The following is a 25568-nucleotide window of genomic DNA, read 5'->3' on the forward strand; positions in this document are numbered from 1 at the left end:
TCCAAAAAATAAATAAAAAATATCTTTGATAGAAAATTCATTCATCGTAATATTGCAATGAAGCAACAAATTGATTTATGGGCATATCTAAAACAGAAATATTTACAGATCAGCAAAACGAAATTGCACTGTTTGCCAAAGCATTTGGTCATCCTGCACGTGTGGCCATCCTACAGCATCTATTCAAAATTGACACTTGTGTTTGTGGTGATTTGGTGAATGAAATCGGACTTGCACAACCTACTATTTCCCAACATCTTAAAGCGTTGAAAAACTTGGGTTTAATTCAGGGAAGTGTTGAAGGTACTCGCGTTTGCTATTGTATAGATCCAAAACATTGGACAAAAATGAAACAGATTCTCTCTAATTTCTTAAATCAAGATGTTTCTATTAAGAGCGATTGCTGCTAAAATTACTGATTAAATAATCATTATAAAAAGTTCATTAACATGAAAAAAGAACAAGAATTAAAAGACATCGTCAAAGAACGCTATACGCAGATTGCCGAACAAGGAAAAGCAGAAAACGCTGCGTCTTGCTGTGGTGCCACCACGCCTTCAAATAAAATTTACAATATTATGATGGATGACTATTCCGAAACGGACGGCTACAATGAAACTGCCGATTTAGGTTTAGGATGTGGATTGCCAACAGAGTTCGCAAAAATCAAGATAGGCGACACAGTGATTGATTTAGGGTCGGGAGCTGGAAATGATTGTTTTGTTGCACGACATGAAACAGGCGCAGAAGGAAAAGTAATTGGTATTGATTTCACCCCAATCATGATTGAGAAAGCACGAACCAATGCCGAAAAATTGGGCTATAATAATGTGGAATTCAGAGAAGGCGATATTGATGCCATGCCCGTTAGCGATGCTATTGCGGATGTGATTGTCAGTAATTGTGTACTGAATCTTGTGCCAAATAAACAAAAGGTTATTGAAGAAATCCATAGGGTGCTCAAACCAGGTGGCCACTTTAGCATCTCAGATATTGTCTTGGTAGGTAATCTCCCTGATGCTTTAAAAGAAGATGCGGAAATGTATGCAGGATGTGTTGCAGGTGCCATTCAAAAGTCAGAATACCTGCAATTAATCACCGACAGAGGCTTTCAAAACGTCACCATTCAAAAGGAAAAACCAATTACAATTCCTGATGATATTCTTTCGAAGTATCTTTCAGTAGATGAAATAAGCGCCTTTAATAAAGACGCCACAGGGATTTTCAGCATAACTGTGTACGCCGAAAAAGAAGGCGATGCTTCAGAAAAACCTAAAATAAAACTATCAGAGATATCTGAGGGTCTTACGTGCTCACCAGATACGGGCTGTTGCTAAATAAAAACAACAAAATTGCTCGGGTGACTGAAAAATCAAGACTGATCTTAATAATGTATTTTTTTGATGCCTGAGCAATTTACTTTTTCACTACCTTCGTTTCTATGAATACACTCGATATTCGCACCGTTAATGTGGTGCAATATGTTAGCCCTCTTCGCGAAGGCGGCTCACTTCCTGCGATTGTAAAAGCCGACGACGGATTTATGTACGTGCTTAAATTCCGAGGTGCCGGACAGGGTAAAAAAGCACTTATTGCCGAATTTATTGGTGGCGAATTGGCACGAGCCATTGGTTTGAAAGTTCCAGAAGTGGTTTTTATGAATCTTGACGACTCCTTCAGCAAAACGGAACCAGACGAAGAAATTCAAGATTTATTGAAGTTTAGTGTTGGTCTCAATCTTGGACTACATTTCTTATCGGGAGCCATTACTTTTGATCCTTTAGTGAATAAGGTAGATGGCGTACTTGCTTCCAAGCTGGTACTATTGGATAGTATCATCAGTAATATTGATCGGACGCACAAAAACCCAAATCTCCTGATTTGGAACAAAGAATTGTGGGTTATTGATAACGGTGCAAGTTTTTACTTTCACCACAATTGGCCCACCTGGGAGAACCACCTTACCCGAACCTTTCCACTAATTAAAGACCATGTATTATTGACGCAGGCCACACAATTACCTGCAGCAGCAAAAAGTATTGAATTGTCACTTCTTCCTGAAAAAATAGTCGACATTATAGCAAGCATTCCGGAGGATTGGTTAATCCATGAAGGCGAAACGCTCACTCCAGATGAGATGCGAGCAGCTTATATTCTTTATCTGACCACCAAACTCTCAATGATTGATGTATTAGCAAAAGAAGCTCAAAATGCAAGATAAAGTGACTTATGAGTATGCGATCATTAGAGTCGTTCCTAAAGTAGAGCGGGAAGAATTCTTTAACGTTGGTGTGCTTTTATTCTCAAAACGAAAAAAATTTCTTGGGGTTAAATATAATATCGACCAGAAAAAACTGGAGGCTTTTTCAGAAGATTTGGACATCACGATGTTGAACAACCATTTAAAAGCATGGGAAGAGGTCTGCAAAGGGAGCCCGAAAGGAGGCTGTATTGGAGAGTTTGAAGTGTCTGACCGATTTAGATGGTTGGCGGCTTCAAGAAGCACCATCATTCAAAGCTCCAAAACGCATTCTGGATTGTGTACAGATCCGCAAAAGGAATTGGACATTCTATTTGAGACGTTTGTCCTATAAATCATACACACCAGTAATTTCGCTGTTCTTCTATTTTTAATCGGGGTATCCATTAGGTTGCTTATTCAAGTAATCAGCTTAAGCAGAACTACATAAATACGCAGAACATACTAAATTATTTGAGCAAATTAAGTTTTCTTATTTTTGGAATCCGTTATTCAAATTTTAAATTGGTGCAAATCGCTACTGAAATTAACTTTATGTCAAATCACACTTATAAACTCGTCCTACTTTTCGCCGTTCCTCTTTTTACTTATATGAGTTGCAAGAACCCTTCAGCCGAAAAAAAGTCAGACGTTGTGGAAATTCCAAAACATGACTTATTAAAAGAACAGCCAAAAGACATTGCTACCCCTGAAGGTATGGTGTGGGTAGCCGGAAAAACCTTTGTACAAGGTGCCAAAGCCGGCGATGAATTTGCCCTACCCAGAGAACAACCCGCCCACGAGGTTACCGTAGACGGATTTTTTATTGATATAACGGAGGTAACGAATAAACAATACAGCGCTTTTGTGGAAGCTACCGACTATATTACCGTGGCAGAACGTCCAATTGATTGGGAAGAGATGAAAAAGGAGTTGCCAAAAGGCACGCCAAAACCAGCAGACAGTGTGCTGCAACCTGGTAGTTTGATCTTTAACAAAAACGTGAATATTGTAGGTAATATGGACAACTACACACAATGGTGGACCTGGAAGATTGGCGCGAACTGGAAACACCCCGAAGGGCCTGAAAGTTCTATTGAAGGTAAGGATGATTACCCAGTAGTCCATATAGCTTACGAAGATGCCATAGCCTATTGCGAATGGGCCAATAGACGTTTACCTACTGAAGCTGAATGGGAATCAGCGGCCCAAGGTAAAGACACCAATCACATATACACATGGGGCAACGATCCGTCACAGCTAAATACTTCGGCCAACACATGGCAAGGCACGTTTCCCGTAAGAAATGAAAGCACTGACGGGTTCGCACTGATTGCTCCAGTCAAATCTTACGCTCCCAATAGTATAGGCATTTATGACATGCTTGGTAACGTATGGGAATTGACCAGTGATTGGTTCAATGTAGAATCTTATCAAAAATTGGATACCTCAAAACCTTTGATCAACCCTAAAGGCGCAACACAGTCTTACAACCCCGCTAATCCCTATGCGAAAGAGCATGTCATTAAAGGCGGTTCTTTCTTATGCCACGCCTCATATTGTGCGAGTTTTAGGATTTCGGCACGAATGGGTACAAACTGGGATTCTGCATCCGATCATTCGGGATTTAGAACGGTGGCAACGGTGGAGATGCTGAAACAATAGTGCGCTTATATTGTCTAATGTGCGGTTTTTGATTGATCAATTTTAAACTATCAATTCTTTTAAAATCAACAAAGAACACGCGTCGCGCTATTAAAACCAATCATGGAAATAAAAAAGGATCACGACTTATATTCATAAGCCGCAATCCCTTATTTCAAATTTATCCTTCCGAAAAAGTTTTCTATTTTTTATCTGACAACTCACGCGTCAACCATCCTCTTCTACTTGCTGTTGCAATGGCATAAGGTGTTATCCAGAACAAGCCAAAGGTGTAAAGCACACTATATGAATAGGCCCAAAATGATTCTGACAATTTATATCGTTTTGCGTAAAACAAGACTGGGAAACTTGATAGAATTAAGATACTGAAAAAAGTAGAGCTTATAAAAAGTACTGGGTGCATCACGATGAAAAACAACATAAACACTAAGAACGGATAGCTCATTATTATTTTTGAAAATTGACTAATAAACAATAGCCGTGTTCCCAACTTAGAACTTTCTCTAAAGTTTGTGAATACATATTTTGACATCTGTATATTTTCACGCACGTTACTTCTACCCCATCTGATAAACATCTTATACAAGCCTTTGTATCGTTCCGGGACGTTAGTATAACAGTAAGCATTTCTTTGGAAAAGTACGTACTTACCTTGTTTCAAAATCATATTGGTCATGGCACGATCTTCACCGATATCTGAAGGTTGCCCCATAAAGGTTTGATTGATCCACTCTTCAAGACAAGCAAAAACTGCCGATCTACGGTATGCTGCCAAAGCTCCTGGAGTACAAAGCACAGAGTTAAGACTACTTTCTGCCGAACGCACAAATTCAAAACTCAAAACAAAACTCACATTCAACATTTTAGGCAACAATGCTCTTTCATTGTTCAGCACTCGAATATTTCCGGCTACTGCACCACAATTTTCATTAACCACAAATGGGCTCACCAAATTTCTTAAAGTATCTGGTTTAACAACTGAATCACTATCAACAGTTACAAAAACCTCACCTTTACCTAAATTAAAGCCGCGGTAGAGTGCATGACGCTTTCCTTTATTTTTAGGTTGCTGAAAAATAGACACTCGGTCTCCCAATTTCTTTTTAGCCTGTTGCATCCAGTACCAAGTATCGTCCTTACTACCATCGTCAATTGCCAATAATTCCAATTTTCCTTCTGGGTAATCGCTATCCGCTAAGCTCATTAAGGTATCCCAAACTTGCTTACCTTCGTTGTATGCGGGCACAATTACGGTACAGGTTGGCAACTCGTCATTTGAAACTGACTTCACAGCTTTATATTTGAAATAAAGAAATAAGTTGTAGATAAAAAAGCCTGCTTTAAAAATAAACAAGCCAGTGGCTACAACTAAAAATATAAGTCCAAAGGTAGAATTGATACGATCCTCTCTAAATTGTTGAAAATCGTTTTGAAGATCAAATACTAAAAATCCAGAACCGATCATCAGTATAAAAGTACTGACTAAGACTACCACTCCCCATGGGTTGATGGATTTTACTGGAGATAAACTTTTAAAAAACGAACCTTTCTTCGAAGTTTCGTTAGATACCTTGGTCTCTTTTGAGATTTGCGTTTGATTTGAATTTGAATTTGTCATTTTTGTGTTCATAGATGATAATCCCGAATAATTGTTTGTTTTATAATTCGTGTTCATCATAACATTAGCAACACCTATGCCATGGCAAAATTCGTTGGTTTTAGAGCATGTATCGCATTTTAAAGGATATAAAGTGTGTAAGATTTACACATATAAGGGGATTTTACACATCTTTTTACACAGTTGTAGACCTGATAAACGTGAGAATCTTAAACCAAATATTACTGATTGTAAAATGGCCCACCAGGTGTTAAAATCAGAAATCCTTCCCATTTCAAATGAATTGGGAAGGATTTCCTTTATATATCTCAAGAGCCAACACCAAACGGGCATTGGTTTCAAAGATCTTAATTACTAAACCTTATTTGCCATAAAGCACATTGGTTGTTCCGCCACCTGCTAAACTCACATCTACCGGCTTATTGGATTTCCAATTTCCACGCGTAAAATCAGGCACATCAATAGACGTTGAACGATTTGCTACGGACCACTCACTCAATGGCGAGATGGCACTCCATAGAGCGGCATCATAAACATCTTGATCTAACGGAAGTCCGTTACGCAGGCAGTCGATCAATCGCCAGTCCATCATAAAATCCATACCGCCATGGCCGCCGACCTGTTTGGCCAAATCGCCCACTTTTTGAACAATTTCTGGCGTGTATTGTTTCTCTAAAGATTTAAATTCTTCATCACTAATCCACGAATGCCCTTTTCCAATTTTAGCCTCTGGCCATTTCCTGGCAATAGCCTCCGTTCCACTTACCAAATGGATACGCGAATAAGGTCTTGGCGAACTGACATCATGCTGAATCATAATGCTTCTACCATTTTTGGTTTTAATCATGGTGGTGTTCATATTTCCTCCAAAATCGGCATTCACATACGGCTCGTAGAAATCATCTTTTGCCGCCAGTTTTTTAGCCATCGGATTCATAGAGAAATCAGCACTTGAAAGCGATGTCAAATAATCCATCTGATCACCTCGGTTGACGTTCATGATTTGACAAATTGGGCCTAAGCCATGTGTGGCATAAAGATTTCCATCGCGACCAATATTTTCCTTCAGTCGCCACATGTCTTCATAGGCATTTTTATTAAAATTCAAATCGACAAGATCGTGGATATAAGCACCTTCACCGTGGATGATATCACCAAAATAACCTTGTCGCGCCATATTCAGTGTGAGCAATTCAAAAAAGTCATAACAACAATTTTCAAGCATCATGCAATGCATTTTTGTCTTTTCAGAGGTTTCCACCAATTCCCAGCATTCGTCAATCGTTTTAGCGGCTGGCACTTCTACGGCCACATGTCGCCCGGCGTTCATGCCGTACACGGCCATTGGCACATGCAAATCCCACGGTGTAGCAATATAGATTAGATCCAAATCTTCAGTGTCAATCATCTCCTTCCAAGCGTCTTCACTGCCACTATATAATTTTGGATTGTGCGCCGTGCCATCCAATAGCTTCTTGGCATTCTCAGCTTGCTTTGGTCTTAAATCGCATAAGGCCTTTATTTCTACACCTTCTATATAGCTCATTCGTTTGACTGCACCTGGACCACGCATGCCCAAGCCAATAAAACCAATTTTTACGGTATCTATTTTGGGTGCCGCGTAACCAGACATGTTAAACCTGGATGTTCCGTAATTTGGTGCTGCAACAGTTCCTGAAGTTGTACCGCAACTTACCAAACCACCGGTGGCAATGCCAAGGCCGGCGAGACCACTTAGTTTTAAAAAATTTCTCCTGTTGTTTGTATTGCTCATCGTATGTGGTATTAGTTTTTACTCTGACTTTTTACTTCAATTTCCATAAGAAATCGTTTGGAAACTTAAAGATATTCTCTTTTTCCAAGTCTTCCAAAATAGAGTGTGATTAAAAAGAAGAAGCCTCTAAATTCTTACGTTTTTAGAGGCTTTTATTTAAATAATTACAGTTTGTTCCAAGTATCATTTAATATATTGATATCGGCCAACATCTTGTTTGGGTCGAGAACAACCCGCTGGACTTCCTTTGTGGTTTTCAAAAGATGGCTCCAGCTATTGCCACGTTGCCAAATTTCTACAGGGAGTCTAACATTTTCAGTGGTGTCATCCGTATAAATCACTTGAAGTTCAACAGGCATCGGAATCTCTCCATTGTTTTCAACTGTGATCAAATAATTGCCTTGGTGAGGTTCAACGGCAGTAATACCCATATCAATATTACCATTACCATAGAACCAACCCTTCCAGAAATAGGACAGATCTTCTCCTGCAACATTTTCCATATGATTGAAAAAATCATTCGGTTGTGGATGTTTATAAGCCCAATGGCGGATGTAACTTTTAAAAGCATTATCAAAGCGCTCAGCTCCTAAAATATATTCGCGAAGCATAATAAGTCCCGCAGCTGGCTTGAAATAAGCTGTGTAACCCAAGTTTCTTGCATTGGCTACTTCTGGAGAGGTATCAATACCTTCACGATTTTCATAAGTGAGGTATCGTACCAAAGTGCGCGGCTTGTCTGTATATGACGGATATTCACCATTGTTGAACGCCACCGTACTGTAATGATTGATAAACGTGTTAAAGCCTTCGTCCATCCATGGGTATCGGCGTTCGTTAGAACCAACAATCATAGGAAACCAGTTATGGCCAAATTCGTGATCTGTAACGCCCCATAAGTCTTCTCCTCTACTTTTATAATGACAAAAACTAACGCCTGGATATTCCATTCCACCCACATTTGCTGCAACATTTATCGCAGTATGATATGGATAAGGATAATAGGTATTTGAATAAAATTCCACAGATGCTTTTGTATATTCAGTAGAACGTGTCCAAGCACCAACGCCATCACTCTCTTTAGGATAAACCGACTGAGCCACACCTGTTTTGCCATTGCCAAGATTCATTTTGGCGGCATCCCATATAAATGCTCTTGAAGATGCCCAAGCCACATCTCTTGTGTTTTCCATTTTATAATGCCAAGTCAGCGTTCCTTTATTTTTTACTTGCGATGCAGGCTTTCCAACCTCATCCGGTTTAATAATATAAACGGTTTTATCGCTTTTTTCGGCTTTTGCAAAACGATCTTGTTGGGTTTTGGTAAGTACGTCTTTCGGATTTTGTAAGATTCCGGAGCACACGACCGTTTGATCTGCTGCAGCCGTTATTTTCACGTCGAAAGTTCCATATTCGCAATAGAATTCGCCGGCACCCAAATACGGTTCTGTATTCCATCCTACTACATCATCAAATACGGCCACACGTGGATACCATTGCGCTATGGCATAAACGGTTCCTGCTTCGGTTTCCAAGCGTCCCATGCGGTCCATACCTTCCACTGGAATTTTGAATTTGAAATCCATTTTTATGGTGGCTTTTCCACCTTTGGCTGCTAATGGCTGATCTAAAAACAGTTGCATTCGGGTATCGGTAATGATATGTTTTGAAGAGGTTCCTGTTTCTGTTATTGCCGAAATATTAGACAACTCGTAGCCGCCTTCTACATCACCACTGTAGCGGCTTCCCAAGACGGACGTTGTTAACGTGCCACGAGAATCTTCAGTAAAGCGATTTTGCTCCAAGTAAACCCAAATAAAATCCAAGACTTCTGGACTGTTATTGGTGTAATGAATAGTGACATTTCCTGTAACGGTATGATTTTTCTCGTCTAAATTTACTTCCAAAATATAGTCGGCGGCATTTTGCCAATATTCTGGACCAGGTTTCCCTGACGCGGTTCTATAAACATTACCTTCACGATAAGTAAAGTTGTCAAATAAATGTTGGTTGCCATAATTTGCTTCTTGCGCAAGCATTGAAAACGGAAGAAGGAAAGCAAACAGCCCCAAAATGCTGCTTTTAAAGTATCTCATAATTGAACATAATTTAATTAGAATAAGAAAGCGAAGATAGTAATTTGAGAGGATGTTATCCTACTGAAAACACTTTTAAGCGAGGATTACTACAATTTTTATACAAAATCTTTAGATGCTGAAAACGGTAAAAAAATATTCCATATTAAAGTTCCCACCCCACAGTGGTTCTAAAAATATAGTCATCATAAGACGCTCCCTCAACGGGTTTGCTGTCATAATTATAATTGAAGCCTAATTTCACAAATAAATCTAGTGGTAAATCATATTTAAGATCTATTTTAAAATCGGTTCTCACCCTTTTTTTCTCCGTTAAACTTGGGTATATCGTGACACCCGAAATTAAACTCAGATCATTCAAATCAAACAAATTGACTTCCAGCGCCGCAAAGGCTTCTCCACTATTCCTGTTGTCATCTACAGTATCTGTATAGTCTTCAACGTTATAAGCAATACCAAGAGCGCCAGCCAGAAACATCTGATTACTGTGGATAAAGTAGGTTCCAAAACCTAATTTATTGGTTAATCTCATCTTTAACTTCTGCTCACTATTCGACAAATATTCCGATTGGAAAATTAAAAAATTATCGTTTTTTAAAAAATAGTTGAAAGACAGTTCGCCTTGAGTCCGTTGGATTTCCTCAACGTTATCTTGATTACTTCTCACAGCGTTAAACGTAGTTCCGATACTGCAATAATCTGATGTGTAACCTAAAGTACCATCTAGAGTTAGTTGGCTTAAATTACTGGCTTTTGATAAATTAAATCCAAACGCCATGGTTGCATTTAAACGAGACTTAAAATCATCTTTAACTGGCTTGACAAAAACAATATCATTAATATTAACAGCATCACCATTTAGAACAAGCGTGCCATTATCAGCGTCCGTATCAAATCCAACAACCTTATAGCGTTGACCATCTGTCGTTATTACCAAAAAACTTTCGACACTCGATAGGCTTCTGACTTTTTTCCATTTTACCTTTAAATCGCTGCTACTGTAAGGGGTTTTTATAATTAAAACACCACGATCCATCTTTTTTAGCTCCCCCACAATCCGGTCACCATTAGTCAATACCAAAGTATCATTTTGCGAAAACGCACTCAAGCAAAACAGAAAGCCAATGCAGAATACCAATAATTTTAAATTCATTTGAGAGGTTATTTTCAAATGTCAAAGATAGTAATCCTATACATGGAATTACGGAGGTATGTTTAATTTCGGAATAAAGAATATGAGGATAACCTAAAGTGGTTTTTGGATTTTAACAGATTAAATGATTTCAACCTACCAATTAGTTCTCGTATGGATTAGTCCAAATTAATAACGCGTCAACTCTATCAATCATAATGATTAGGCTCAATATGAATGAGCACTTCTCCTAAACTCGGTATTTTTTCTTGTAAATAATCCTTAAGCTGATGTGATATATGATGCCCTATTTTTACAGAAATTTCTCCATCGACAATCGCATGTAAATCGACGTGAAATTTCATTCCAGATTTTCGAACCATACATTTCTCAGTTCCCAGAACTCCTGGCACTTCTATGGATCGTTTTCTGATTTCCGATATGAGATCGTCGTAAAGTTGCTCGTCCATAATTTCACCTAAAGCTGGCCTGAAAATCAAATAGCTATTGTACAAAATAAATCCAGATGCGAATAAAGCCGCCCAATCATCTGCTTTTTCATAGCCTTCTCCGCATATAATAGCGATTGAAATACCGATGAATGCCATAACCGAGGTTATGGCATCACTCCGATGGTGCCAAGCATCTGCTTTAAGCGACGAACTGTTGGTTTGCTTACTTTTCCTGATCACAATTTGAAAGGAGGTTTCTTTCCAGATAATGATCAAGGCCAGTACAATTAAGGTCCATCCTTTTGGACTTTCCTGAGGGGTTTGAATATTTTGAATACTCGTATAGGCGATAATGGTAGCTGAGATTACCAAAAAGGCAACCACTGCGAACGTGATCAAGGGCTCGATTTTTCCGTGACCATAAGGATGGTTTTCATCTGCCGGGCGTTTGGCATATTTGAATCCCAATAAAACCAAAAATGATGCGAAAACATCTGTGGTCGATTCGATGGCATCGGCAATGAGCGCATATGAATTTCCGAAAAAACCCGCCAAGCCTTTTATGATGGCCAAACAAATGTTCGCGATGATACTAAAGTAAACAGTTCGTATGGCGGTTTTTTCGTTTTTCATTTTTACAGGTCCCAGGTCAGAAATTGGGAACTTTTCTACAGCTCTAAATTAACAAAAACAAAATAATAAAGTCCTTATCTACCTCAAGAAACGCGGTCTTTAATCTGTCGCAACAATTGCTTTTTTTAAAAGTCCTTTTATAAGTTATTGTATGATATCTGTTACCTCTCCACATCGCAACATACGCTCACCAAAATACGGATTCAGGATTTCTTCTTCGGTGCTCATCCAAAACGCACCCAGATCACCCTTGACCATTGGACAGTAATCCACATATACTTTCTGATTGATGCCAAAGGTTTTTACTGCGTTGATTAAGTGTGCCGAAAGATGAATAAAATGATCTCTTTGCTCATCAATATCAGAAGTTTTTGAGATTGCATGGGCGGATTCTTGCAGTTTTTTATCCAGTAACATCCATCGGCTATGGGCTGGCTCCTCCTTTACCAATTTTATATCCACTTTTTGAAGGCTTTTCATTAAATCGGCGGCTGCCTTTTTGGGGGTTTCTGCATTGTCATTAACGAGCGCTCTTTCCATAGTCATATAATCATCAAACACTGTTTTTAGTTGATCTTGGAACTTTGCTGGCACTTCCAATCTTTCAGTATCGGCAAGATGATCTGTCGGATCCATTTCCGGCTGTCCCACGGTGTTCATCATACTCCTTTTTCCCTGTAATTGTGCGGCTGCGTCAACCGTAAAAATACCATTGACCACTATCTCATCGCCATTGGACAAACCTTCAACGATTGTATAATTATCACCGTTTTTGGATCCCAAAATGACCTCGCGCATTTCAAAAATTGGTTCATCTGGATTTGTTTTCACATACACCAAAGATCGATTTCCCGTCCATAACACTGCAGATGCAGGAACACTGATCAGCGCTTCTTTATCTCCACTTTTTGCCACCTGAACTTTTGAGGTGACAAACATCCCAGGTTTTAAAATACCCTCCTTATTATTTAAGGTTGCTCTTACTGAAATGGTTCGGGATTGGGTGTTTAATCTTGGGTCGATAAACGATATCGTGGCTTCAAACTCCTTATTTGGATATGCATTGGAGGTTACCGTAATCTTTTGACCTTCTTTTAACTGCGAAATCTGATTTTCATAAGCATCAAACATCGCCCAGACCGTTGCTAAATTACTGACCTTTACTATCGGCTGTCCTTGTGTGACGTAATCGCCTTCTTCGGTCAGTTTTTCTGAAACCGTTCCGGAAACCGTCGCATAAATTGGGAAGAACTCTCTAACTTTTCCTGAGGTCTCAATTTGGTTAATCTGATCTTCCGACAGTTTCCACAGTTTTAATTTATTGCGAACAGCATTATACAATGCAGGTTGTGATTCTTTCATTGAAGCTGCGGTCAACAATTCCTGTTGTGCCGCCACAAGTGCTGGAGCGTAAATAGTAGCCAACAATTGACCTTTACGAACGTTTTCGCCAGTAAAATTGACGTTTAACTTCTCTATTCGCCCTTCAAAATAACTCGCTTGCACCGCATTGGCTTCTTCATTGGGCATAATTTTCCCAGAAAGCATCAATGAGCTTCCATCACCCTCCGAGTCATTACCCACCACCATCGTTTGGATATTAGCCAAAGCCATGGCGTTGTTAGTCATTTTTATCTCATTCAATGCAAGCCCTTCGCCACCAGCATCTGCTGGAATTAAATCCATGCCACAAATTGGACAATCACCAGGTTCGGGTTGCATAATTTGCGGATGCATGGAGCAGGTCCACATTTGGGTCACCTCATCAGAATGCTCGTGAGCATCTGAGTTTGCGGTCGTGTTTTTAGAGTCTCCTCCAAAAAGCAAAAATCCAACCAACAAACCCACTATTAAGGCAACAACGGTGTAAATGATATTCTTTTTCATTTTATTTTTTATTTAGCATTTTCTAAGCGTTTGATCATCTCCTTCATTTCGGCAATTTCTCGTTCTTGAGCTTCAATAATCTCATCCGCTAATTTTCTCACTTCAGGATCTTCAATATCGGCTCTTGAACTGGTCAAAATGGCAATGGAGTGATGCGGAATCATGGCTTTTAACCATAATAAATCGCCTACAACAGGACTTTGAGCTCTTACCAAACCAAGTGCACCGACAAATAATATCAAACTCCCCAAAAGGATAGCAATATTCTTTTTTCTGTTTTGATACATTTTGCGCATTGCAACCCACATAATGACTGCCATGGCTGAAATTCCCAAGCAGGTCATATAAAACCGGGTCAAGCTAAAATAAACGTGGTCCATGGTGTATGTGTTTAGATACATAGTGACATACATGGCTATAAACGATGCCACAAGCATCAAAATGAAGGTTGTATAGTTGTTGTTTTCCGAATGTTCTTTTTTAGATTCCATAATGATTTGATTTAAGTTAAATCTTTGCGGCTCTTAACCTTAAGGCATTCCCTATAACTGAAACTGAACTAAAACTCATCGCTAAAGCAGCAATCATTGGGGACAGTAGGATTCCTAAAAATGGAAATAAAACGCCTGCCGCAATTGGCACCCCTATAGCGTTATAGACGAGTGCAAAAAAGAGGTTCTGTTTTATGTTTTTCATTACGGCATGACTCAGTTTCCGAGCTTTCACAATCCCGTGCAGATCGCCTTTCACCAAAGTAATCATTGCACTCTCAATGGCAACATCCGTTCCTGTTCCCATAGCAATCCCCACGTCACTTTTTGCTAAAGCTGGCGCATCATTAATGCCGTCACCGGCCATGGCCACCACTCTACCCTGTTTTTGTAGTTTTTCGACTTCCTTGAGTTTATCTTCTGGCAACATGCTCGCTTTAAAGTCGGCCAGATTGAGTTCTGTAGCCACTGCTTGTGCCGTGTTGTGATTATCTCCTGTTAACATGATGACTTCAATGCCCCTCTCTTGAAGTTCCTTTATGGCTTTTGCGCTTGTTGGTTTTATTTTATCACCGATAACCACATAGCCCACAACTACTTTATCAACGGCTAAATACGAAACCGTTTTACCTTGCTCCTGAAACGATTTTGCTTCATTCTCCATTTCCGAACTGATCTCCGCCTCGGCATGCTCCATCATCTTAGGATTTCCTAAAGCTACTTTTTTATTTTTTACAGTAGCTTCAACGCCCTTACCTGTAACTGCGCTAAAAGCCTCCGATTTTAGTCCCGATGCTTCGGGATCAGCTTTTTGTTCCTTGCCATATTTTACGGTGGCGTCCGCCAACGGATGTTCACTGTTACTGTTTAATGAAACGATGTATTCCAATACCTTTTTATCTGAAAACTCTGAATTAAAGGAACCTACTTTTTCAACCGTTGGCTTGCCTTCGGTAATGGTTCCGGTCTTATCAATAATTAACACATCTACTTTATCCATCCGCTCAAGCGCCTCAGCATTTTTAATTAAAACACCATTTTGAGCACCTTTACCAACACCGACCATAACGGACATTGGTGTTGCCAAACCTAAAGCGCACGGACAAGCGATAATCAACACCGCAATTCCATTGACCAAAGCATAGACATATGCTGGCTCTGGCCCCCAAATAGCCCAGACAACGAAAGTGATTACGGAAATGATGACCACCACAGGCACAAAATAACCAGAGATCTTATCGGCTAAATTTTGGATTGGCGCGCGACTTCTACTGGCATCATTCACCATATGGATGATTTGGGACAGTAAGGTATCACTCCCCACTTTTTCAGCTTTCATCAAGAATGTTTGATTCCCATTAATCGTTCCACTGCTGACTTTATCGTCTATAGATTTGCTAACAGGAATTGGCTCACCGGTGATCATCGATTCGTCAATACTCGATTCGCCTTCAGTAATGACACCATCTACAGGAATTTTATCTCCAGGCTTGACCTTCAGAATGTCACCCAACTCAATTTTATCGATCTTCACTACGACCTCTTCACCATCTACCATTTTGACGGCTTTATTTGGTGCCAATTTCAATAACTCCTTTACCGCCGAATTGGTTTTGCTATGAGCTCGTGCTTCCAAAAGCTGTCCTAAAAGCACCAAGGTTAAAATAACGGTTGCCGCTTCAAAATAGACGTGAACTGCACCAGAATCAGACAAAAACTGATCAGGGAAAACATCTGGCAAAAGCAGCGCAACAACACTGAATAACCAAGCAACTCCTGCACCGATGCCAATAAGGGTAAACATATTGAGATTCCATGTTTTGATACTTCTATAGGCACGTTCAAAAAACATCCAAGTGGCATAAAAAACTACGGGAATAGAAAGCGCAAATTGAACCCAATTCCAACTTTGCTGCTCCATAATATCGTACAATGGATTCGAAGTCAACATTTCGCTCATTGCAATGATGAAGATTGGCAAGGTAAACGCCATGGCAATCCAAAATTTCTTCAATAATTTTTTATAGGTTTTTTCTTCGGAAGAAAGATCAGGTTCCATCGGGACTAAATCCATTCCACAAATTGGACACGCCCCCGCTTCATCTTCCACAACTTCAGGATGCATCGGACAAGTCCATTGCTCCGATGCGATAGCTGATAAATTTTGCTCTTCGACCAAGTCCATACCACAGACAGGACAATCGCCAGGCTTATCGTAGGTTTTATCGCCTTCGCAATGCATAGGACAATAAAAAACGCCCGTACCAATACCTTTTGGACGTTTTTCCTTCTTGATTTCGGAGGGATCAGGCGCTTCGCCGACATTATATATACTATAAGTTCCACCATCGTCTTTCAAAACTTTCTTGAATTTTTCCAGTGGAATATGGTTTTCCATTTCGATTCTCGCTTCCTTTTTCTCTAAATTGACGGAAGCATTTGAAACACCTTCTATATTGGAAAGGGTTTTTTCAACGTGGCTTCTGCAGCCGTCGCAGGTCATGCCTTCGATGCTGTAAGTGTGCGTCATAATTCCTGCGCCCGCCTGACCGGCAGGCAGGGAGGCAGGAATCTCCTCATCCATATCTTTCAATTTATAATCCTCTCCCAAATTATGAATACTATAAGTCCCACCATCTTCTTTTAGAACCTCTTGAAATTTCTCAAGTGGAATATGATTTTCCATTTCGATGGTGGCTTCTTTTTTCTCCAAATTAACGGTGGCACTGGAGACACCTTCCATATTGGAAAGTGTTTTTTCAACATGGCTCCTGCAACCGCCGCAGGTCATGCCTTCGATGCTGTATGTATGTTTCATTTTTCTTGCTTTTAAGACCTAACAGGTTTTATCCCGATGGTTATCGGGACTGTTAGGTCTGAATTCCTTACTACTCTAAAATTAATTCCTGTATTGCATCTATATCTAATCTTTTTGAATGTAATACATGTTTAAAATTATTCAAATCGTCAAATAGCTCAATAACTTCATCTCGTTTTAAAGCTGTTTTTTGCTCGCCAATCAGAGCATCGTAAGATGAATGTTTATAGGTTCTATAATCTTCAATGTCATGATGGGTTGAATTTGTATTTATGTATACAATAAGGTTTCTCAAATAAGACTCTTCTGTAATTTTTATTCGCTTTAAATGTTCCTGAAACAAACTCCCCCTTCTATTATGTCTCTTGTTAATGGCCTTGGTATAAGCATTCAACATATTGGAAATGGGCTGGTGCAAATTGCTTTTTTTCTTTTCCAAATCTACAGTGTCTAACGGCACTTCATAAAATTTGACAAGAACATGAAAATGATTCGGAAGCAGACAATAACTATAAACATCAGCCACCTGAAGCAGATATTTTTTCATCAAGACCAAGAAATAATTATAGTTGTCTTGCTCCAAAAAAAGGTTTTCATTATTATTTCCTCTATTGTATATATGAAAGAAATGCCCTGATTCAAACGGTTGATATTTCATGATTGCTTATATTTTAGATCTAACAGGTTTCATCCCGATAGGTATAGGGACTGCTAGGTCTGTTATCATTCTAACACAAAGTACTAAATTTAGTTTGTCAAATAATTTAATGGTACTAATTCAATAGGCTTTTCTTTTTAGACCTTTTAGACCTTTTAGACCTAACAGGTTTTGAAAACCTGTTAGGTCTTCAAAACCTAATTAATTGATCTCCTTTTGCACCACACCACATTTCATCATTTTACTACCGAAATATGGGTTTCTAATATTTTTCTCCGTACTCAACCAAGCACCACCTGTATCACCTGCATACATAGGGCAAAATTGTTGGTAAAGTGTGTTTTCTGTACCAGTTATGGCTACCATGTTGGTAACATCATCATTCAACTTTTGGAAATGTGCACGCTGTTCTTCCATATCACTATTGGCAATCTTTTCGGAATGACTAATTGCCGAGGCAACTAGCTGCTCCAATTCATTTTTTTGCTCAGCAGTGTAGCTATCTAAGGTAAAACTTTTTAAGGTGTTTTCAAGTTTTTTCCCAGCCTCTGTCGCAGCATCTTTATCCGTTTCTACCAAGGCATTTTTAAGTGTCATATAATCTGCCAGGACCTTTTCTGACTCTGGATTCTGGACCTTCGACTCTTTATCAGCAGTCGATGTACTTGGCTCCAATTTGATCATTTCAGTCTCGGTTGTAGCACTTGAATCTTTTTTACCGTCTTTACAGGACATTGCTGTTAGGCCTACAAAAGCCATGGCCATAATTGTTGTTGTAACTCTTAGATTGTTCATTTTGTTTTGATTTTGATTTAAATTAATACTTGTTTTATTGTGGATTTATTAGGATTCCCATCCTATAAATAGTGTAATTAAATTTTAACACTTTAGTTTTTTGTAAAATAATCGATAATGCTCACTTGATTAAAATAAGCCCCAATCGCTTCTATGCGATTTAATTGAAATTTTAACTGCAATTCCTGCACATCCAAAACCTCTCTAAAATCTATAGTCCCAGTCTCATAGTTTTTAAACAATATTTCGGTGGCGTTCTCCGCTTGCTTCAAATTTTTGTCCTGTGTTTCCAAGCTGATGCGCGCTGCATTTCTGCTTCTCACGGCGGTCTGCAATTCTGCCATTAAGGAATTTTGGGAAGCTTGCTTTTGAATCTCCAAGGCTTCATGTTGGATTTTGTTCTGCTTCGCAATGGACTTATATTTCTTATTGAAAATTGGTATTGAAACCGAAACCATCGGCATCAACATATTAGGTGCTTCGTTGTATAGCATATACTCCATCCCAACACCAAATCCTGGGGCACTTTCTTTCTTATTGAGCAAATCGGCTTGGGAAACTACCTTGTTAAGCTCCTCGAATTTTCGCAATTCGGGGTGCAGATTAAGATTGACAACATCGATCTCATCATCTTTCTCTGGAATTATTAAGCTATCTACAATTTTAATTTCCGCGTTTTCATTCCGGTTCATGATTTTATTGAAAGCCGTCAGTTCGGCGGCATAATCCTGCTCCAATACCAACTTTCGTTCCATCAGATCGTTTTGCCGCATCTGCAGTCGCAACACAGAAACGGCAGAGGCTTGACCAACTTCCACCGAGGTTAAGGCTATCCGCTCATACACCTCTATAAGCTGAATATTGGAATCCAAGACCTCTTGTTTTTTAGTTATTTCGTATAAGCGGTAATAGGATTGTGACAAGACCATAGCGATTTTTCTTTTGGCGATTTCGATCTCCAAAAAATCGGCATCGGCCATTGCTGCAGCATAGTCGCTACGGGCAGAAATAGTTCCAAACCAAGGCAGCATCTGCATTACCGAAAATTCTGCTTGTTGCATCATAGGCATTTCGGTGCCTATCATATAACCGCCGGAAAACTCGGTATTGGGAAGTGTGCTGGTCTCTGATATCTTTTCAGTTGAAATGGCATATTGCTTTTCCACAGCTTGGATATTGGGATTGTTATTGATGGCTTCCTCAATATAAGTCTCCAGCTGTTGGCTTTGCGAAGTCCAACTTAAAAATAACAGGACAACAAGAAATAGCCCTCTAACGCGGCACTGCTGAAAACGCAAATGATTGGTTGTATTTAAAATTAGATTCATTATTTCTATTGTTTATTAAGGATTCTTAGTCGTCTTTTCAATTTTGCTTCGCGTCTCCAACTAAATAATACTGGCACAACAAAGAGCGTAATCAGTGCAATCAACATACCTCCAAAACTCGGAATGGCCATCGGGATCATGATATCGCTTCCTCTCCCCGTAGACGTTAAAATTGGTAACAAGGCCAAAATTGTAGTGGCGGTTGTCATCAAACAAGGTCTAATTCTCTTCATTCCTGCCTCTATTACGGAAGCACGGATTTCCTTGACATCTTCAGGGTCATTCTTTTCAAATGTTTGGGTGAGGTAGGTCGCCATCACCACGCCGTCATCCGTAGCAATTCCGAAGAGGGCAATAAACCCTACCCACACGGCGACACTTAAGTTGATGGGATGCATTTGAAACATGTCCCTTAAGTTTTCTCCAAAAAAGGTGAAATTTAAGAACCACTCCTGTCCGTAGAACCAGATCATCAAAAACCCACCGGCAAAAGCAACGGCAATGCCTGAGAATACCATCAGCGATGTAAACACTGATCGGAACTGGAAATAAAGGATTAGAAAAATGATGCCCAAGGCCAAAGGCACGATTACAGAAAGTGTTTTCTCGGCGCGTAATTGATTTTCATAAGTTCCGGTAAACTGATAATTGATACCTTTTGGAACGGTGAGTTCGCCATTTTCAATCTTTTCTTTGATCAAGACCTGTGCATTTTCTACCACATTGACTTCGGCATAGCCCTCCAGCTTATCGAATAAGACATAACCGACCAAAAAGGTGTCCTCACTTTTAATCATCTGCGGCCCCTGCTCGTAGCGTATGTCTACAAGTTCACCTAAAGGAACAGGATTGCCTTTTTCTACCGGTACATAAATATTTTTAAGATCTTCAGGGTCAGCCCGTAACTCTCGCGGATAGCGCACCCGTACGTCATAGCGCTCTCTTCCTTCTACCGTTTGGGTCAATGGCATCCCTCCAACTGCAACTTGCAAAATTTGTTGCACATCTTCTATGGAAACCCCATATCGGGCCAATCGATCTCTTTTTATATCGATTAACAAATAAGGCTTCCCTACAATGCGATCGGCAAAAACAGCTTCAACCTTTACGCCCTCGGCATGTTTCAGAATCTCTTCCAATTCAATTCCAAAGGCTTCAATTTGCCTAAGATCTTGACCTTTCACTTTAATCCCCATTGGGGCACGCATTCCTGTTTGCAACATCACCAATCGGGTTTCGATAGGCTGCAATTTTGGAGCGGAAGTGACACCAGGGATTTTGGTTACCCGAACGATTTCATTCCAAATATCATCAGGGGATTTTATTTCCGGTCGCCAGTTTCTATAAAATTCCCCATCATTATCCGGAATAAGATCCTGGTCTGTTACGAAAAATGCATCTTGAGTTTCTGAATTCTCGTTAGCACCATCATTAGCGGCTTCACTATTCGGATTAAGAGCAAGTTTACCGTTCTTAAGAATAAATAATCCGTCCTTATTCACTTTAAACCTTTGGCGCTTTCCATCCTCGTTGAGCGCATATTCCGATTTATACAGAATAATATTTTCATACATTGCCAATGGTGCTGGGTCAAGTGCTGACTCGGTCCGACCGGCTTTTCCAACAACCGTTTTGATCTCTGGAATGCTCGCCACAGCCATGTCTAATTGTTGTAGTACACGTTTGTTTTCTTCCACTCCTGAGTGCGGCATGGAGGTTGGCATCAGCAAGAAAGATCCTTCGTTTAGGGAAGGCATAAATTCCTTGCCAGTATTTTGCCAAATCAAAATTCCAAAAACAACGATAAGAGTTGGTATAGATAGAAATACTAATTTATTTCGAAGTGCCCAACCGAGAATCCGACTGTAGTACTGCATAAACAACCAGAATAGGCCTAACAGCCCAAAACATATAAGACCAACAAATAGTAGATTCCAAAATATACTCTTATCCACACCAAGTGGACGCCAAAATTCTGCCAATAGGAAGATGACCGCCAAAGCAGATATCATAATGTTGATACTATTGGCACGTTTATCGGATAGTATTAACCTGTCGGATATTTTAGATGCAATCTTTTCATCTTTCAAGAGTCCGGTAAGACCGAATCCTATTAAAATGAGTCCCAACCAATGGCCATAAATTATGGCTATAATTCCAAGAAGAATTAAGAAGCCGTTGATCAGATTGGCTGTTATTTTTTTAATGTTTTTTCTTCGGAACAAATAGGCGGCAAACGGTGGAATCAGAAATAGCGCAACGATAAACGAAGCGGCAATAGCCATGGTTTTTGTAAATGCCAAAGGCCTGAACAGTTTCCCTTCCGCACCAATCATTGTAAACACAGGAATAAAGCTGATAATGGTGGTCAAAACCGCAGTCAAGATGGCGCCGGAAACCTCTGCACTTCCTTCATAAACAACCGTATTAATCGATTTTTTAATGCCTGTGAGGCTATACCGCTCTTTGTCCTCATCGAGATGTCGGATGATATTTTCAGAAAGTATGACGCCAATATCCACCATGGTCCCAATGGCAATAGCGATTCCGGATAAGGCCACAATATTGGCATCCACATTAAAAAGTTTCATGGCAATAAATACCATCAATACCGCAACAGGCAAGAGTCCTGAAATAAGTACGGAAGCTCTTAAATTGAAAACCATCACAATAATTACAAAAATGGTAATAAGGATTTCCAGACTTAAGGCTTCATCAAGTGTGTCCAAAGTTTCCTGAATCAGTTCCGACCGGTCATAAAAAGGGACAACGGTGAGTTGGGACAGTCGTCCATCTGAAAGTTCTTTAGAAGGCAGACCTGCTTTAAGTTCTTCCAACTTTAGCTTAACATTATTGATCACCTCCATTGGGTTGGCACCGTAACGGGCCGTAACAACACCGCCCACAACCTCAGCACCCTCCTTATCCAAAATCCCTCTTCGAGGAGCCGGCCCCAAACTGACGTTGGCAATATCCTTAATCCGTATGGACGTATAATTTTCGGAGGTCACCACGGCATCCTCAATATCTGCAACAGACTTGATATATCCCAGGCCTCTAACCAAATATTCAACTTGATTGATTTCCATGGTCTGGGCACCAATATCCTTATTGCTTTCTTTGACAGCTTTAACAATTTCAGACAGACCAATATCATATTGGCGCATCAACTCCGGTTTGACATCAATTTGATATTCCTGCACATAACCTCCTATGGAAGCAACTTCAGAAACACCACTTGCTGATGACAGTGCATATTTTACATAATAGTCCTGAATGCTTCGCAATTCGTGCAGATCCCAACCTCCAGTGACGTTGCCATCTTTATCGCGACCTTCCAAAGTGTACCAATACACCTGCCCTAATCCTGTGGCATCTGGACCCAAGGATGGATTGACACCATCGGGAAGTAAACCGGCAGGCAAGGAATTGAGCTTTTCCAAAATACGGCTACGGCTCCAATAGAATTCGATATCTTCTTCAAAAATGATATAGATGCTTGAGAAGCCAAACATGGAAGAACTACGAATGGTCTTCACTCCAGGAATTCCCAATAACGTCGTGGTAAGTGGATAGCTAATTTGATCTTCTATATCCTGTGGGGAACGCCCTTCCCATTGGGTATAAACAATTTGTTGGTTTTCGCCAATATCTGGAATGGCATCAACGGCGACAGGATTGGTAGGAATAAAGCCAGTATCCCAATTAAAAGGTGCGTTGACCACACCCATACCTACGAATAGTGCGAGCAATAAAACCGCGACTAGCTTATTATCGATAAGAAATTTTATGCTTTTATTTAGCATTTGGATTGATTGTTAAACAGTTGAACATTGAATAAAATCCTGATAAATCAGAGAATTAAATCCAACCTGCGGCAGGCAGGAAACAAAATGAGCCCAAATGGATAAAACCAAAGGGCTAATCCTTCCGATTAAAGAATCGGAAACTGTTTAAAATCAAATTAAATATGTCTCGTGTAGCTTTTGTATATCCCGTATGAGAAAGGGGGGATTATAATCTCTAAAAGGAACGATGTTTTCATCCAGTCCTTCAAAAAGATTGATATACGAATAGAAAAAGGCAGCAACAAAAGCTTGTTGCTCTAAGTTTAAAGTGTCAAAAGTTAATTTCAAATCATCTTGACCTTCCATGACGATCTGCAATTCTGAACAACACGACTTTTCTGTTAGTTCATTTCCACAAGCTTTAGTCGGCACTTGTGTCTCCATTCCGCAAGTCGTCAGGTCATCGAACAAAGAAAAATCAACTAAAGTATCTCCACAATAATGCATATCCAAAGTAAACGACATCGTAGTAAATAATACTAAAGTCGCCAGGGTAACGGATAATATTTTATGGAAAAATGATTTCATAAGGCAACAAAGATATAAAATATTCCCATAGGTCATGAAATTTAAACGAAAGACAAGTAGAAAACTAACTTTATTTTAAGAGAAAACACTTCCAAAAATCATCTCGTTAGGGCATCCAATATCTCGTCACTTTGTGGTTTAACATTACTCTCAAAAGAGGTGATGAGTTGGCCGTTCTCATCGAGAATAAATTTTGTAAAGTTCCATTTAACATCGACATCCATTACGCCATTTTGGGACTTAGAAGTCAGCCAAGCAAAAACAGGAGCAATATCCTGTCCTTTTACTGAGACTTTTGCCGCCATCGGGAAACTTACGCCATAGTTCCGTTCACAAAAAGCTGAAATCTCGTCGTTGCTGCCAGGCTCCTGAGCTCCAAAATTGTTAGCGGGAAAACCAACAACGACTAAATCGTCTTTATTTGAACTGTACAAGGCTTCCAAACCTTCATATTGTGGTGTATAACCGCATTTTGAAGCCGTATTTACAATCAGTATTTTCTTTCCTTTAAAATCGGAAAAATCGATCTCACCACCAGAAAGCGATTCAACTTTAAATTGATGAATGGAATTATTTTGCATGGTTAAAGTGTTTTGTGATATTAAACTAAAAGAGAAAAAGAGTGTACAAACGATTACGATATTTTTCATTTTTTTTTTATGGCTAAGTTAAGAAAATCAAAGCCGCTTTCTTCTAATTTCATGTTAAAGATGGATAAGTTGATCCATGAACCACAATCCCAAGCCGGTTGTTGTTTTACAAATAAACCACTACGGATTTACTGTACATAGTTTTATATCGGCCAACTGAAACCTGCTTCTTAAAATAGCTGGAAAAGAATATGATGAAATCAATTTTATTAATGTTTCTGATAATTATAGAGAACAGGGTTTTTCTTTTATTAAATAAAAATTTGGCTATTATTGGTGCATTAAATGAAACAGTTGTATTTTTAAAAATGACATTCACCAAATTAAGAACCTTGGGATATTAAAACCCATTTGGTGGTAATAAATTAAAATCAACATGAACATCAACTGGATTATATTGATCATTGGCGGCATATTCGAGACCGGATTTGCCGTAAGTTTAGGAAAGGCACAACATACTTCTGGGAAGGAGATGTGGCTGTGGCTGCTTTCTTTTATCGTGTGCGTAGGCATAAGCATGTTTCTGTTATTCAAAGCCATGGGTGGTGAGAATCCGATTCCTGTTGGTACTGCATATGCCGTATGGGGCGCCATTGGGGCTGTAGGTACAGTCATTGCTGGTATTTTGCTGTTCAAGGAACCTGTGACGTTTTGGCGCCTATTCTTTATTAGCACCTTGGTCATTTCAGTAATTGGCTTACAGACGGTGAGCACAGATGCTTAAATGGAACTTTGACGCTCTAAAAATTCTATACGGAAGGAGCGGTTCTTGAGGCTTGTTGCTCTAAATGTTGTGTATTATTTCAGACATTGAAAAATCAAGGAATAAACAGACACTTATTCTACTCGATTCTCAATTTTCCCTGACATTGGATATCACCAAACTGATTCTATGAGGCAGCTTCATGATGTTGCAGGATAAAAAAGGTTCAAATAGAATTCCGTCGCACTATATA

The 25568-nt window shown here is 39.5% G+C and carries 20 protein-coding genes; 6 read left to right on the top strand and 14 right to left on the bottom strand.

Annotation, left to right across the window (positions count from 1 at the left end; all coding sequences use genetic code 11):
- The first annotated feature begins 77 nt into the window (after window positions 1-77).
- The 5 genes from H3Z82_RS16710 (at window position 78) to H3Z82_RS16730 (ending at window position 3904) form a co-directional block, all read left to right on the top strand.
- Complete coding sequence (locus H3Z82_RS16710) at window positions 78-410, top strand: ArsR/SmtB family transcription factor (RefSeq protein WP_182206645.1); 333 nt, start codon at window positions 78-80, stop codon at window positions 408-410.
- A gap of 39 nt (window positions 411-449) precedes the next feature.
- The gene (locus tag H3Z82_RS16715; RefSeq protein ID WP_182206646.1) at window positions 450-1337 is read left to right on the top strand and encodes an arsenite methyltransferase; all 888 of its coding nucleotides are present in this window, start codon (window positions 450-452) and stop codon (window positions 1335-1337) included.
- 104 nt (window positions 1338-1441) lie between these two features.
- Window positions 1442-2221 carry a HipA family kinase gene (locus H3Z82_RS16720; protein ID WP_182206647.1) on the top strand — a complete coding sequence of 260 codons (780 nt, stop codon included), beginning with the start codon at window positions 1442-1444 and terminating at the stop codon, window positions 2219-2221.
- The gene (locus H3Z82_RS16725; RefSeq protein WP_182206648.1) at window positions 2211-2594 is read left to right on the top strand and encodes a DUF3037 domain-containing protein; all 384 of its coding nucleotides are present in this window, start codon (window positions 2211-2213) and stop codon (window positions 2592-2594) included. The genes H3Z82_RS16720 and H3Z82_RS16725 overlap by 11 nt, the downstream gene beginning before the upstream one ends.
- A 200-nt stretch (window positions 2595-2794) precedes the next feature.
- Window positions 2795-3904 (top strand): formylglycine-generating enzyme family protein, encoded by a 1110-nt coding sequence (locus H3Z82_RS16730; RefSeq protein WP_182206649.1) that lies wholly within the window; start codon window positions 2795-2797, stop codon window positions 3902-3904.
- A 181-nt stretch (window positions 3905-4085) separates the two neighbouring features.
- Here H3Z82_RS16730 and H3Z82_RS16735 read toward each other — a convergent pair whose 3' ends face one another.
- From H3Z82_RS16735 to H3Z82_RS16800, 14 genes are all read right to left on the bottom strand, one after another.
- Entirely contained in the window at window positions 4086-5522 is a 1437-nt protein-coding gene (locus tag H3Z82_RS16735; protein ID WP_182206650.1) for a glycosyltransferase, read from the bottom strand.
- A gap of 361 nt (window positions 5523-5883) precedes the next feature.
- Window positions 5884-7296 (bottom strand): Gfo/Idh/MocA family oxidoreductase, encoded by a 1413-nt coding sequence (locus H3Z82_RS16740; RefSeq protein ID WP_182206651.1) that lies wholly within the window; start codon window positions 7294-7296, stop codon window positions 5884-5886.
- 164 nt (window positions 7297-7460) lie between these two features.
- Window positions 7461-9392, bottom strand: coding sequence for a M1 family metallopeptidase (locus H3Z82_RS16745; RefSeq protein WP_182206652.1), 1932 nt, complete (start codon window positions 9390-9392; stop codon window positions 7461-7463).
- A gap of 145 nt (window positions 9393-9537) precedes the next feature.
- Window positions 9538-10545, bottom strand: coding sequence for a DUF481 domain-containing protein (locus H3Z82_RS16750; protein ID WP_182206653.1), 1008 nt, complete (start codon window positions 10543-10545; stop codon window positions 9538-9540).
- A gap of 188 nt (window positions 10546-10733) precedes the next feature.
- Window positions 10734-11609, bottom strand: a complete 876-nt coding sequence (locus H3Z82_RS16755; protein ID WP_182206654.1) for a cation diffusion facilitator family transporter — start codon at window positions 11607-11609, stop codon at window positions 10734-10736.
- A gap of 144 nt (window positions 11610-11753) precedes the next feature.
- On the bottom strand, window positions 11754-13496 hold the full coding sequence (locus tag H3Z82_RS16760) for an efflux RND transporter periplasmic adaptor subunit (protein WP_182206655.1): 1743 nt from the start codon (window positions 13494-13496) through the stop codon (window positions 11754-11756).
- 8 nt (window positions 13497-13504) lie between these two features.
- Entirely contained in the window at window positions 13505-13987 is a 483-nt protein-coding gene (locus H3Z82_RS16765; protein ID WP_182206656.1) for a DUF305 domain-containing protein, read from the bottom strand.
- A 16-nt stretch (window positions 13988-14003) separates the two neighbouring features.
- Window positions 14004-16805 (bottom strand): heavy metal translocating P-type ATPase, encoded by a 2802-nt coding sequence (locus H3Z82_RS16770; RefSeq protein ID WP_182206657.1) that lies wholly within the window; start codon window positions 16803-16805, stop codon window positions 14004-14006.
- 70 nt (window positions 16806-16875) lie between these two features.
- Entirely contained in the window at window positions 16876-17463 is a 588-nt protein-coding gene (locus H3Z82_RS16775; protein WP_182206658.1) for a transposase, read from the bottom strand.
- Between the two features lie 201 nt (window positions 17464-17664).
- Window positions 17665-18258: a DUF3347 domain-containing protein gene (locus H3Z82_RS16780; protein ID WP_182206659.1), complete on the bottom strand. Its 594-nt coding sequence runs from the start codon at window positions 18256-18258 to the stop codon at window positions 17665-17667.
- Window positions 18259-18350: 92 nt separating this feature from the next.
- Window positions 18351-19586 (bottom strand): TolC family protein, encoded by a 1236-nt coding sequence (locus tag H3Z82_RS16785; protein ID WP_182206660.1) that lies wholly within the window; start codon window positions 19584-19586, stop codon window positions 18351-18353.
- A 5-nt stretch (window positions 19587-19591) separates the two neighbouring features.
- A complete protein-coding gene (locus H3Z82_RS16790; protein ID WP_182206661.1) occupies window positions 19592-23392 on the bottom strand; it encodes an efflux RND transporter permease subunit in 3801 nt (1266 codons plus the stop codon).
- A gap of 153 nt (window positions 23393-23545) precedes the next feature.
- The gene (locus tag H3Z82_RS16795; RefSeq protein ID WP_182206662.1) at window positions 23546-23962 is read right to left on the bottom strand and encodes an HYC_CC_PP family protein; all 417 of its coding nucleotides are present in this window, start codon (window positions 23960-23962) and stop codon (window positions 23546-23548) included.
- Window positions 23963-24060: 98 nt separating this feature from the next.
- Entirely contained in the window at window positions 24061-24612 is a 552-nt protein-coding gene (locus H3Z82_RS16800) for a glutathione peroxidase (protein WP_182206663.1), read from the bottom strand.
- A 382-nt stretch (window positions 24613-24994) separates the two neighbouring features.
- On the opposite strand from H3Z82_RS16800, the gene H3Z82_RS16805 reads away from it, so the two are divergent.
- Window positions 24995-25336, top strand: coding sequence for a DMT family transporter (locus H3Z82_RS16805; RefSeq protein ID WP_182206698.1), 342 nt, complete (start codon window positions 24995-24997; stop codon window positions 25334-25336).
- Window positions 25337-25568 lie beyond the last annotated feature (232 nt).

This window comes from Gelidibacter maritimus, from assembly GCF_014062315.1.
Lineage (GTDB): Bacteria > Bacteroidota > Bacteroidia > Flavobacteriales > Flavobacteriaceae > Gelidibacter > Gelidibacter maritimus.

Coding starts and splice junctions, on each gene's coding strand:
- H3Z82_RS16710 (WP_182206645.1), top strand. CDS start 78: ATGGGCATATCTAAAACAGAAATATTTACAGATCAGCAAAACGAAATT.
- H3Z82_RS16715 (WP_182206646.1), top strand. CDS start 450: ATGAAAAAAGAACAAGAATTAAAAGACATCGTCAAAGAACGCTATACG.
- H3Z82_RS16720 (WP_182206647.1), top strand. CDS start 1,442: ATGAATACACTCGATATTCGCACCGTTAATGTGGTGCAATATGTTAGC.
- H3Z82_RS16725 (WP_182206648.1), top strand. CDS start 2,211: ATGCAAGATAAAGTGACTTATGAGTATGCGATCATTAGAGTCGTTCCT.
- H3Z82_RS16730 (WP_182206649.1), top strand. CDS start 2,795: ATGTCAAATCACACTTATAAACTCGTCCTACTTTTCGCCGTTCCTCTT.
- H3Z82_RS16735 (WP_182206650.1), bottom strand. CDS start 5,522: ATGACAAATTCAAATTCAAATCAAACGCAAATCTCAAAAGAGACCAAG.
- H3Z82_RS16740 (WP_182206651.1), bottom strand. CDS start 7,296: ATGAGCAATACAAACAACAGGAGAAATTTTTTAAAACTAAGTGGTCTC.
- H3Z82_RS16745 (WP_182206652.1), bottom strand. CDS start 9,392: ATGAGATACTTTAAAAGCAGCATTTTGGGGCTGTTTGCTTTCCTTCTT.
- H3Z82_RS16750 (WP_182206653.1), bottom strand. CDS start 10,545: ATGAATTTAAAATTATTGGTATTCTGCATTGGCTTTCTGTTTTGCTTG.
- H3Z82_RS16755 (WP_182206654.1), bottom strand. CDS start 11,609: ATGAAAAACGAAAAAACCGCCATACGAACTGTTTACTTTAGTATCATC.
- H3Z82_RS16760 (WP_182206655.1), bottom strand. CDS start 13,496: ATGAAAAAGAATATCATTTACACCGTTGTTGCCTTAATAGTGGGTTTG.
- H3Z82_RS16765 (WP_182206656.1), bottom strand. CDS start 13,987: ATGGAATCTAAAAAAGAACATTCGGAAAACAACAACTATACAACCTTC.
- H3Z82_RS16770 (WP_182206657.1), bottom strand. CDS start 16,805: ATGAAACATACATACAGCATCGAAGGCATGACCTGCGGCGGTTGCAGG.
- H3Z82_RS16775 (WP_182206658.1), bottom strand. CDS start 17,463: ATGAAATATCAACCGTTTGAATCAGGGCATTTCTTTCATATATACAAT.
- H3Z82_RS16780 (WP_182206659.1), bottom strand. CDS start 18,258: ATGAACAATCTAAGAGTTACAACAACAATTATGGCCATGGCTTTTGTA.
- H3Z82_RS16785 (WP_182206660.1), bottom strand. CDS start 19,586: ATGAATCTAATTTTAAATACAACCAATCATTTGCGTTTTCAGCAGTGC.
- H3Z82_RS16790 (WP_182206661.1), bottom strand. CDS start 23,392: ATGCTAAATAAAAGCATAAAATTTCTTATCGATAATAAGCTAGTCGCG.
- H3Z82_RS16795 (WP_182206662.1), bottom strand. CDS start 23,962: ATGAAATCATTTTTCCATAAAATATTATCCGTTACCCTGGCGACTTTA.
- H3Z82_RS16800 (WP_182206663.1), bottom strand. CDS start 24,612: ATGAAAAATATCGTAATCGTTTGTACACTCTTTTTCTCTTTTAGTTTA.